Consider the following 10,710-nt stretch of genomic DNA (forward strand, 5'->3'; position numbering starts at 1 on the left):
CTTGAAACTCCATATTTTCTTGCTAAGTCACTATAGTTTGGTTTCATATTTAAGCACCTCAAAATGTTCAGTTCTGCCTTTATTGTTTCTATCATGCTAATTACCTCCTTACGTCGGAGATAATTATACTATTTCATTTGCAATTCTGTTAAGTTTTATATTTGTAATCTTGTTAATTTTTATTTTAGCATTAATAATCAATGAGTGTAAAACATTTCAGGAATTAATTACTGAAATAGATGATTATATTGATTATTATAATAACTATAGATCTCAGTGGAATTTAAAAAAGATGACTCCTGTCCGATACAGAAGTCATCTTCTTGAAGCTGTTTCATAGTCTTTTTTTAAACTGTCCTTGACAAGGGGTACATTTTACATCTAAAACAGCTTTTCTTTAGTTTATTATCTTTTTTTCTTCTTATTAGCTACTTCAATATTAACTTTTCTTCTGTTAAATTTAATTCCCATACATTTATTTAGAACCTTATCTTTTATATCTGGACTAACATTCACAAAAGAGAAATTTTCCAATATATCAATATCTCCAATATGTGATGCTTTAACTCTAGCATTATCTTTTATAAAGTTAATGATAGTTTTAGGAGTGATTCCATCCCTTCTACCTACAGAGAAGAATAAACGGACATATTCAGAATCAGCTTTTGGGGCTTTTAATTCATTAGATGTATAGAATTCAAATAAATCATCTTTGAAATTACTTTTCATTAAAGCAGCAATTACTTCAACAGCATCATATTTTTCTAATAATTCCTTAGCCATTGGTATAAATCTTTCGTTGTTTGAAAGTTCAATATTGTTTGCTACATCTTTTAATAAATTATGAGATTTATTCTTAAATATTTCATTTACAGTTGGAACCTTCTTTTTGTTAATTTCGCTTTTAGTAACACTTATTATTTGCTTTAACATAGGATATTCCTTAGGTGATACTAGGGAATAGGCAGTTCCTTCTCTATTAGCTCTTCCTGTTCTTCCAATTCTATGCACATAGCTTTCTACATCTTGAGGGAGATCATAGTTAATAACGTGAGTAACTCCTTCAACATCAATACCTCTTGCAGCAACATCTGTTGCAACTAAAAAGTTTAAAGAGCCTTCTTTAAATTTCTTTAAAGTTCTTAATCTTTGAGCTTGAGACATATCTCCATGCATTCCCTCAACAACATAACCTCTTGCCTGCATAGCTTCAACTAGTTCATCAACGCCCTTTTTAGTTTTACAAAATATCATTGATGATTTTGGCTGATCAAAGTCTAAGATTCTGCATAAAGCCTCAAATCTTGATTTATGAGATACTTCAAAATAACTTTGACTAATTTTAGAAACTGTCATCGAAGTCTTTTTAATAGCTATATGTTTAACATCTTTTTTCAAATAACGCTTTGCAAGTTTTTTGATTGGATCAGGCATTGTTGCTGAAAAGAGTAAAGTTTGTCTTTCTGATGGTACTTGTTTTATTATTTCTTCAAGATCATCTATAAAGCCCATATTTAACATTTCATCAGCTTCATCTAATACTAAATATTTAATATTATCTAAAGATAAGGTTTTTCTTCTTATATGATCTAATAATCTTCCTGGAGTACCAACAACTATATTTACATTTCCTTTTAATGCTTTTATTTGATATGATATTGAGTCTCCTCCATAAACAGCTACTATATTTAAGTTATCATATTTTGATAATTTTTTAAGCTCATCATGAACCTGAATAGCTAATTCCCTTGTTGGCGATAGTATTATAGCACTAAGCCCATCTTCTTTAGAAATTCCATTAATTATAGTACAGCCAAAGGCAGCTGTTTTACCAGTACCAGTTTGAGCTTGACCTATAATATCATATCCTTCTAAAGCAATAGGAATAGCCTCTGCTTGTATTTGAGATGGTTTTTCAAAACCCATTTCTGCAATAGATCTTAAAAGGGTATCCTTAAGCTCTAAATCACTAAATTTAATTTCATTCATTCAAAATCCTCTTTCTATTAATAAAAAATTATGATTAAATATATTATCACTAATCAACTTACTTAGTATACACTAAAATTAGGATTTATGCTCGAATTATTTCCTAGGAAAAGAATTTATTTTTTACTTTTTGTTATAAAATTCATATTTAAATGATTACAATTGTTAATTAATATAAGTACTTAATTATAAAGGAAAAATTAATAGCATAATAAGGTTGTTAATCCAGTAAAAATCTATTAATTTTTATATTAGTTTACTAGCTACGATTTCTTTAACTTTTTTAGGAAGTTCTTCCTGATCCTCTTTTGATAAATCTGAGATTTCTATAGCTTTATGAATATAAAGATCAACTATAGAAGGTTTTATAATCCATTTTTTCTTATTAGCTTCCATTATCTTATAAGATCCGCTAATGGTGACAGGAACTATTGGAACTTTAGACTTTGTAGCAAGTTTAAAGCTGCCAGCCTTAAATTCTCCCATATTATCACTTTTACTTCTAGTTCCTTCAGGGAAAATAACTAAAGAATGACCTTCTTTTAAAATTTTTATTCCTTTAATTATAGCTTCACTAGATTTTCTTAAGCTGCTTCTATCCATAAAAACACAATTCATATGTTTCATCCAAGTTACTATTCCAGGGATTTTTTCGGTTTCAACTTTAGCAATAAATCCTTTTAATGTAGGTATTTTTGAAATATAAATTGGAATATCAAAGTTTCCTTGATGGTTTCCAATAAATAAAACAGTTCTATCTTTGGGAAGATTCTCTAGACCATAGACATTAACTTTAACTCCAGCTACTTTTAAAAGGCAATTAGCCCAAAGCTTGGTTACTTTATTTACAAGTTCATCTTTTTTTTCAATTAATCCCTTTTTATCTAACATTTTTACTCTTATAGACCAAGGCATACTAATTAATAAGCTTATAAAAAAGAATAAATACCAAATAATAGATCTAATCATATAATTCCACCCTCTCAAGCATAATTTCCATAAATTAAGTATATATCAAAGTTATTATCTATAAAAGCTGATATATATAAAAATATGATTTTATAAAACATTGACATATTTTTAATGTTATAATAATATAAAATTATAAAATTTAATAAATATGTCTCCATAGTTCAATGGATAGAACGGTCCCCTCCTAAGGGACAGATACAGGTTCGATTCCTGTTGGGGATACCAGTAAATACCATCAAGCCAAGTAAATACAAGGTTTGATGGTATTGATTTTATTAGAAAACCGACATTTTACCGACATTTTTCTATAAAAAAAATTATATGTCATTAAAAACATTATCTAAAAGGTCAGCTGTTTGCTTTTTCATAGAAGGTAATACATGGCTATATGTGTCTAGTGTTATTTTTACAGATGTATGACCAAGCCTTTCAGATATTACTTTTGCATTTTCACCCTTTAATAATAGTATGGTTGCATGAGTATGTCTTAATCCATGAATACTTATTTGAGGCAGTTGCATATAGTTATTTATTTCTTTTTTAGAACTCTTTATTTTATCTTCTAAAGTATCTTTATATTTACTCACTTTATGAGTAAAGTCCATGGAAACATTACGAGGATTACACATATTATTTTTTCTATCTAATATGACAAAGTCATTTAATAGACAATTAGGTCTATTCTCTTTAAGCTCTTTTAATATATTTATTAAACCCTTAGGAATTGAAATATCTCTAAATGCTGCATTTGTTTTTAATATTTTAGTGTGTATTAAGCTGTGATTTTTCTTATCATTTAAGACCTGTTCCTTAACGTGAATAATACCCTCATCTAAATCTACATTTTCCCACCTAAGACCACATAATTCACCTATTCTTAATCCAGTTAGACTTACAATTAAGCAGGGTAAATAAAGCCAATTATCTTTAATTTCATTTAAGAAGTATTTTAATTGATTTTCATCCCAAACTACAACTTTAGAAGATGTTTCTGGCACTTTTTCAATATCAGTTGGTATTATATTAATTAAATTAAGCTTTTTAGCGTATTTGAAACACCCAGTTAATACTTCTATTATCTTTTTAACAGTATTAGGTCTTAAATTTTGATTAATAAGCTCATTATAAAATTGTTGTACTGTAGCAGTATTAACTTTTCCTAACTCTATTTCTCCAAGATAAGGAATTATATAATTATTTATTCTATTTTCATATCCTGCTCTAGTATTAAGGCTTATTGTTTTTATTTTATAGTCGTTGTACCAGGATAATATAAAATCTTTTAATTTGATCTTATTATCTATTATGTTTAAGCCATTAGCTATATCAACACTAAAGGAATTAGCATAAGATATAGCTTCCTTTTTTGTCTTAAATCCACTTTTGAATTTTCTCATTCTTTTTCCGGTTGCAGGATTTCTGCCTAGATCTATAGTAACTTCCCACTTACCATTAGAGAGTTTTCTATAACTAGCCACTTTATCAACACCTTTCTAATGCTTTAAACCTTCTCTAATAAATTAAAATGTAGTGATATAAAATAACACCACTACACGACAATTTCCGCATAAGTTGTGAAAATATAATATTAGTTTCGCCAGTAAGTTGGTGAATATGCTTTTACGAAGATAATTAATAATTCTTGATAGCTAGCCACCATTTGGTTGCCGTTAGTTTACCCACCAAAAGTTGGAAAGCTTAAGCAATATTATCAATGGATCATTATAGGTTACTGAATCAAATTAGGTAAGCTTAGGTATCGGTTTAATAGATACCTAAAATTTGATAATACAACTTAGCTTTTACGCTTATATATTTAGTTGTTTGATTCCTCATATTTCGAATGTAATTCTTTTTTTCTTTTATATCTGTTTAATCTTGCATCAATTATATCTATAAGAATATAAAGTAAATCTTCGTAATCGCTATTTCTATCATTGAGCAATTGATTTGTATCTGTATATAACAAGTCATCTATATCGTATTTTCCATTTAAAAACCGGTCATTTATATGTTTTATAAAAGGTAAAACATAATTGTTTTTACTGTTAAGTACCTCTTCAAGAATATTAGCTCCTACAATGTGTTCAAATTCTTTTGTATCTATATAATCAATTGTACTTATAGGCATTCCATCATCAGGCAAAAAATCTAAAGCTTTAACATCTAAAGCTGCAGCTATTTTATATAAAGTATCTATACTTGGCTCTCTATGATTATTTTCATAATTAGCAAGAGTTGAAACAGGCATTTCTAGTTTTTTTGCTAAGTCTTTTTGGCTTATTTTTTTACTTTTTCTAATTTCTTTTATCTTATCTCCTATCATGAATACTCACCTCAAATAAATAATAACATTTAATTTTCAAAATGCAAATAAAAAAATAAAATAGGGCTTGACAGTTTGCGAAACGAATATTAATATATAATTAAAGTTTGCATAATGCAAATAAAGGAGGTAATTATGAAGTATAAAATAAAAGCTTTAAGAGTAGGTCAAGGAATAAAAGCTAAAGATTTTGCAAAGGAGGTTGGAATATCAAGGGAATATTTAAGGCTTATAGAAAATGGAAAAGCAAAAAATCCAAGCGTTGAAATAATGAAGAGAATTTCAAATCTATTAGGCGTTTCTCCATTGGAGTTATTTTTTGATGAAAATGAAGTGTAGTAAATCATAAGTTATAAACAAAAATTTTTGAAAGTGTAGTAGGAATTGATTTTAATTATTAATAATAAAAATTAATTAAGGATAAGTAATATTAATTTTAGATTTATTTATAGGAACAGGAGGAATTTAATATGCAAATGAAAGGAGATATTAATAATGATTAAAGAAAAAGAGTGGTCCACTACAGAAGAAGCAGCTGAAAGATTAGGGGTATCACCTGCATATGTTAGAGAGATATTAAACAGAGCTCAATATGATAAGAATATAAGACTTAAGGGTGTAAAAGTAGGCAAAGAGTGGCGAGTACTGAATAAATCTATAAATGATTATTTAGGAATAGAAGTAAGCGAAGAAGATTATAAAAAGGATTTGTATATTAAGGAACTAGAAGGAAAGGTAAGAGCATATGAAATTAAATTGAATGCTTTTGAAGCTCTAGCAATAACTTTACAGAATTTATTAGGAGTGAAGTAATAGATAGGATTAGAAAGGAAGTGTAACAATGAATTTTGATATTCTAAAAAAATATATAGAGTTATGCAATTTATGGAATGTAAAAGCAACTTGGGAGGGATTAAATAGTTTCCGAAAGGCCTTTAGGTAGGTGATGAATTTGGATAAAAGAGGTTTTACTATAATTGAAAATTCGATATTAGATGATGAAAGATTAACAGTTCAAGATCAATCAGTATTGATTAGTATTATAAGTTATTTTAATAAAGATAAAGGCTATTCATATCCTAGTTATGTTCAATTAAAAAAAAGAAGTAAAGTAATAGATAATCGAACACTAAAAAAATGTATTAATTCATTAATTGAAAAAGGTTATATAAGAAAAGAAACAATAAAAGGATTAGGTTGCAAATATTATATTCTAAAACCTAGTGGAGAATTACACCTAGTGGAGAATTACACTAAGTGTAAAAGTACACTACCACCTAGTGTAAAAGTACACCATGACCTAGTGGAAAATTACACTACAACAAATACTAATACAAATACTAATACAAATATATATACTTTAAATCAAATAAAGTCTAAAGGAATTAATAATTCTAAAGATATTGAAGAAATATGGAAATTATATCCTAACAAGAAGGGGAAAGTTAAATCTGTAGGATATATAAATAAAATCCTAAAATCAATTTCAAGAGATGAATTAGTAAGATGTATTGATAGATATAAAAATGACGTTGAAATTCAAAGAGCAAATGGATTTAAGAATTTAAATTATATGAATGGTTCAACTTTTTTTAATGGTAGATACGAGGATTATTTAGACAAAAATTATGAAGAAATTAAACAAATAAAAAATTGTACTATAGATATAGAAGAAGAGTTAATAACAAGATCATAAAAAAAGCTCAATTTTAAGTGGTTATATATTAAAAATATTTGTTATTAAATACAAAGGAGAGGTAGGCGTGGAATATGAGAAGTTGCATAGTGATGAAGTAGAGCAAGCAATATTAGGAGCAATGATTTTAAATGTTGAAAGTTGCATTCAAGTTATAGAAGCAGGTGTAATTGAAGAAGATTTTTATTTTAAAAGCAATCAGATAATCTTTCAAACAATAAAAGATATTTTTAAGAGAAAAAATACAATAGATTTATTATTATTGTTGGAAGAAATGAAAGATAAGGATTTAATAAAGAAAACAAAGGGAATAAGTTATATAACTAATTTAACAATATCAGTTATAACTACATCTAATCTAGAAAGCTACATAGAATTACTAAAGGAATATAGTCACAAAAGAAAATTATTATTTATATCTAATCATATAAGATCAAATATAGGCAAGAATATTGAAGATTTACAGCAAGAAATAACTGGGTTAATAAATAATGTTATAGGGGAAAGACAGAGTATGGAAACATCTGAAGGCCAAGAGTTAGAGTATATTAAGATATTAGAGAAAAGAATGGAAGGCATAGATGTAGCTATTAAAACAGGAATAAACGGATTAGATAATAAAATTAGTGGATTTAGTACTGGAGATTTAATAACAATATTTGCATTTAGTGGAGTTGGTAAAACAGCTCTAGCAGCACAAATTGCATTAAATAATATTAAAGATAACAAAAAGGTTTTATTCTTTAGTTTAGAAATGCCTAAAGAGCAAGTAAGGGATAGATTAATAAGTAATTTAACAGGAATATCATTTAAAAAATTAAGAAAAGGAGAGTTGAATGATAATGAACTTGTTAATGTAATCAAAGCAAATAGTTATTTATCAGCAAATAATAAGCTCTTAATAAGCGAAGAAGATGAGCTAATAAATATTACAAGTAAGATACAACTTGAAGTTATGAAAAATGATATAGATATTGTTTTTATAGACTATATAAACTTAATAAATATAACAGGCAGCAATAAGGAAGAACACTATAAAGTCGCAGAATGTACAAGATTATTAAAAAAACTTGCCATAAAAATAAGAAAACCTATAGTAATTTTAGCTCAAGGAAAACAAGAGTGTGCTAGTAAAATGGCAAATAAGAATTTAAATGTTTGGGAAAAGGTAGCTGTAAATGATATAGCTGGTGGAGCTTCGATTTATAGAGATAGCGATATAGTAATAGGTATGTATCGTAATGTTGAATTGGATAATAAGGCTGTTAGAGATACATTGATAAAAGAAGATGAAAGAAATATTAATTATAATAGTCCTCTAGCTGATAAAAATCCAGAATGTATAAATTTATTAATAAAAAAGAGTAGAGCAAGTGGGAAAGACATAATTGCGGTACGCTGGAAAGCTGAAAATTATAGAATAAGTAATTGGTACTAAAGGGGGATTTATGGATAAAAAAGAATTAGAAGAATTTATATTAAAAATAGGCGAAGAATACAAGAAAGCAGATAAGTCAATCAGAATAGAAGTCTATAATATTATGCTTCAAGATAGAAGAATAATAAGAAAGAGAAATAAAAGAAAAAAGGCTTATAGATACTATCAATATCTATAAGCCAGGAGCTATCCATAGGATAACTAAAACAAATTAACACACTTTATAGTATATCCTAATAGCTCCTAAATAATCAAATGAATTAGGAGGAAATAAAGGAATGAAAAGATATAGATTTAAATATAAAGGTGTTTTATATCATGTTTTAGAAACTGAATTACCAGAAGGTCTTGGAGGTTTTAGAAAAGATAAAAAGGGGGTTCACATATTAGGTATAAATAAAAGCCTAAGTGATTTTGATAAATCAATGGTATTGCACAGGTTAATTAAAAACAGAGGATTAAGAAAATTTAAGAGGAGTATAAATGGTTAAGATACAAATTAAATATGAAAATGAGATAGAAAAGCTAAGGATCCTGGAAGCTTTGAAGGGAATTAAGATAAAAAGCATAAGCAAACCGTTAAGAACGGGGAAATATTATAGAGTTTATTTAGATATAGAATAATATATTTAAAAATTTTAATTAGGGAGCGATATTATGAAAGAGTACATAAAATTGCAAATTGAATATAAAAAAGAAATTATAAGAGTTATTAAAAAAGGGTGTAACTTTTTGATACCCCTTACTAAATAGGTACTAAGAAATGCTAAGGTAAAATTATACGCTAGGAATTACATAAGGAGTAGGTAAATTGCCTGCTCCATAAACTTATTATGTAGTGGCAAAATGTCTATAACACTACGAAAGGGGGATTGCAATGTTTTGTTCGGTAAAAAGTGATAAGAAGAATAATAAATATAGATTTTATATAAGTGATAGGTATAGAGATAAGAAAACAGGAAAAGTAAAAAGTAGTGATAAATATATAATGACACTACAAGAAAAAGATATATTGAATCTATCATATGAGGAGATTAAGAAGCAGATAGAAACAAAATTTATATATAAGGGCTTAAACCTTGAAAATGTAAGTTTAGTATTAAATAAAATTATGAATCTTAAGAATGTAGTGATAAAGAATTATGACACTACAGAGAAAATAAAAACAGGTGAATGCAAACCACCTGTTGAAATAGTTAAGGCTGAAATTGTAGAAGAAAAGGACATTGATTATAAAAGGCTTATTATGTTTGATGTTATGCAAGATTATCAAAGGAATATAAGAGAACAATTAAACTTTGAAGGATTAACAGGGGCATTGGGGAAAGCTCCAAAAGATAGATTTGAGATAGAAGAAGATGAATTAAAAAAGATAAGGGATAAGGCTTATACAATAGAGGATAGAATAATTAGCATATTGCTAGAATATGAGGAAGTAAAGGAATTAAATGAGAAGTTTAAAGCCTTAGGAAGTGATATAAGTGTAGTGCAGGATATTTATATAAGTTGCTATGATAAGAGCGTTAAAAGTGAATTATGGTTAGTTGGTAATGGATATATTGAAAATATATCGGAGCTAAGCAAAATAATATTCCCTCATGAAGGCAAGTGCTTTAAGTGGTGGAGAGATGCAAAGAGAATAAATGAATTAGATGATAATAAAATGTATATTGATTATGATGATTATTTCAAGGAAATAGATTTATATAGATTCAGTAATATCGAAGTAGACAAGAAAGATATAACAGGATCATTGATAAAAATAATGCTTAGTGGTAACTGTGAAGTTGAATATTCAATGTCAGACTGGATTGATATTAAATCAGTAGATATAGATACAAGCTTAAATATAGAGCATTTAGTTGACTGGATTAATAATAAGCCTACAAGATATTACAAAGTTGATATAGAGGCATTATTACAGTATAAAGAGCAGTTATATAAGTATATGAATGTAAAAATATAATATTAACTGAATAAAGCCTAAATCATTGAAAATACTAGCTTTTCTTAGATTTTTATAGTAAAATAAATATAAAGATAAATATAAATATAATAATTGAATAAGTCAGTACCCCACTTTATAAGTGGAAGGCTCACATAAGCCACGGGAAATATATCAGTTTTTAAAGCTGAATATTATCCTGTGGTTTTTTTTATTTTAAAGAAAGGAGGTATATAGTTGACAGATGAAGTGAGAAGAGTAAGAAACGAATATATGAGGGAATGGAGATCTAAGAATAAAGATAAAGTAAAAGCAGCTCAAGATAGATATTGGAAAAGGAAAGC

12 protein-coding genes, 1 tRNA gene and 1 pseudogene are annotated in these 10,710 nt (G+C 27.3%); 10 read left to right on the forward strand and 4 right to left on the reverse strand.

Annotation, left to right across the window (positions count from 1 at the left end; all coding sequences use genetic code 11):
- Positions 1-196 precede the first annotated feature (196 nt).
- Positions 197-340: pseudogene (locus tag KQI16_RS03815) on the forward strand (IS3 family transposase); the annotation flags it as partial.
- 65 nt (positions 341-405) lie between these two features.
- Here the strand turns inward: KQI16_RS03815 and KQI16_RS03820 are convergent.
- Entirely contained in the window at positions 406-1,989 is a 1,584-nt protein-coding gene (locus KQI16_RS03820) for a DEAD/DEAH box helicase (protein ID WP_216432366.1), read from the reverse strand.
- Between the two features lie 246 nt (positions 1,990-2,235).
- Positions 2,236-2,958 (reverse strand): lysophospholipid acyltransferase family protein, encoded by a 723-nt coding sequence (locus tag KQI16_RS03825; protein ID WP_216432368.1) that lies wholly within the window; start codon positions 2,956-2,958, stop codon positions 2,236-2,238.
- A gap of 153 nt (positions 2,959-3,111) precedes the next feature.
- Here KQI16_RS03825 and KQI16_RS03830 point away from each other — a divergent pair.
- Positions 3,112-3,186 (forward strand) — tRNA-Arg (locus KQI16_RS03830).
- 92 nt (positions 3,187-3,278) lie between these two features.
- Here the strand turns inward: KQI16_RS03830 and KQI16_RS03835 are convergent.
- Positions 3,279-4,439, reverse strand: a complete 1,161-nt coding sequence (locus KQI16_RS03835; protein ID WP_216432370.1) for a site-specific integrase — start codon at positions 4,437-4,439, stop codon at positions 3,279-3,281.
- A 338-nt stretch (positions 4,440-4,777) separates the two neighbouring features.
- A complete protein-coding gene (locus KQI16_RS03840) occupies positions 4,778-5,287 on the reverse strand; it encodes a helix-turn-helix domain-containing protein (protein ID WP_216432372.1) in 510 nt (169 codons plus the stop codon).
- Between the two features lie 135 nt (positions 5,288-5,422).
- Here KQI16_RS03840 and KQI16_RS03845 point away from each other — a divergent pair, with 135 nt between their 5' ends.
- The 8 genes from KQI16_RS03845 (at position 5,423) to KQI16_RS12885 (ending at position 10,387) form a co-directional block, all read left to right on the forward strand.
- Entirely contained in the window at positions 5,423-5,626 is a 204-nt protein-coding gene (locus KQI16_RS03845; protein ID WP_216432374.1) for a helix-turn-helix transcriptional regulator, read from the forward strand.
- Positions 5,627-5,782: 156 nt separating this feature from the next.
- Positions 5,783-6,100: a helix-turn-helix domain-containing protein gene (locus tag KQI16_RS03850; protein ID WP_216432376.1), complete on the forward strand. Its 318-nt coding sequence runs from the start codon at positions 5,783-5,785 to the stop codon at positions 6,098-6,100.
- Between the two features lie 139 nt (positions 6,101-6,239).
- Entirely contained in the window at positions 6,240-6,983 is a 744-nt protein-coding gene (locus KQI16_RS03855; protein WP_216432378.1) for a helix-turn-helix domain-containing protein, read from the forward strand.
- Between the two features lie 67 nt (positions 6,984-7,050).
- Entirely contained in the window at positions 7,051-8,421 is a 1,371-nt protein-coding gene (locus KQI16_RS03860; RefSeq protein ID WP_216432379.1) for a DnaB-like helicase C-terminal domain-containing protein, read from the forward strand.
- Positions 8,422-8,431: 10 nt separating this feature from the next.
- Positions 8,432-8,599, forward strand: a complete 168-nt coding sequence (locus KQI16_RS03865; protein WP_216432381.1) for a hypothetical protein — start codon at positions 8,432-8,434, stop codon at positions 8,597-8,599.
- Positions 8,600-8,699: 100 nt separating this feature from the next.
- Positions 8,700-8,912 carry a hypothetical protein gene (locus tag KQI16_RS03870; RefSeq protein ID WP_216432383.1) on the forward strand — a complete coding sequence of 71 codons (213 nt, stop codon included), beginning with the start codon at positions 8,700-8,702 and terminating at the stop codon, positions 8,910-8,912.
- The gene (locus KQI16_RS03875) at positions 8,905-9,045 is read left to right on the forward strand and encodes a hypothetical protein (protein ID WP_216432385.1); all 141 of its coding nucleotides are present in this window, start codon (positions 8,905-8,907) and stop codon (positions 9,043-9,045) included. Before KQI16_RS03870 ends, KQI16_RS03875 begins: the two co-directional genes overlap by 8 nt.
- A 253-nt stretch (positions 9,046-9,298) precedes the next feature.
- Positions 9,299-10,387, forward strand: coding sequence for a hypothetical protein (locus tag KQI16_RS12885; protein WP_286172865.1), 1,089 nt, complete (start codon positions 9,299-9,301; stop codon positions 10,385-10,387).
- Positions 10,388-10,710: the final 323 nt, after the last annotated feature.

The sequence above is a fragment of the Caproiciproducens sp. MSJ-32 genome (genome assembly GCF_018918055.1).
Lineage (GTDB): Bacteria > Bacillota > Clostridia > Clostridiales > Clostridiaceae > Clostridium.

What these genes read in the sequence shown, in the direction of transcription:
- KQI16_RS03850 (WP_216432376.1), top strand. Translation starts at nt 5,783, where the DNA reads ATGATTAAAGAAAAAGAGTGGTCCACTACAGAAGAAGCAGCTGAAAGA.
- KQI16_RS03870 (WP_216432383.1), top strand. Translation starts at nt 8,700, where the DNA reads ATGAAAAGATATAGATTTAAATATAAAGGTGTTTTATATCATGTTTTA.
- KQI16_RS03845 (WP_216432374.1), top strand. Translation starts at nt 5,423, where the DNA reads ATGAAGTATAAAATAAAAGCTTTAAGAGTAGGTCAAGGAATAAAAGCT.
- KQI16_RS03820 (WP_216432366.1), bottom strand. Translation starts at nt 1,989, where the DNA reads ATGAATGAAATTAAATTTAGTGATTTAGAGCTTAAGGATACCCTTTTA.
- KQI16_RS03875 (WP_216432385.1), top strand. Translation starts at nt 8,905, where the DNA reads ATGGTTAAGATACAAATTAAATATGAAAATGAGATAGAAAAGCTAAGG.
- KQI16_RS03840 (WP_216432372.1), bottom strand. Translation starts at nt 5,287, where the DNA reads ATGATAGGAGATAAGATAAAAGAAATTAGAAAAAGTAAAAAAATAAGC.
- KQI16_RS03865 (WP_216432381.1), top strand. Translation starts at nt 8,432, where the DNA reads ATGGATAAAAAAGAATTAGAAGAATTTATATTAAAAATAGGCGAAGAA.
- KQI16_RS03825 (WP_216432368.1), bottom strand. Translation starts at nt 2,958, where the DNA reads ATGATTAGATCTATTATTTGGTATTTATTCTTTTTTATAAGCTTATTA.
- KQI16_RS12885 (WP_286172865.1), top strand. Translation starts at nt 9,299, where the DNA reads ATGTTTTGTTCGGTAAAAAGTGATAAGAAGAATAATAAATATAGATTT.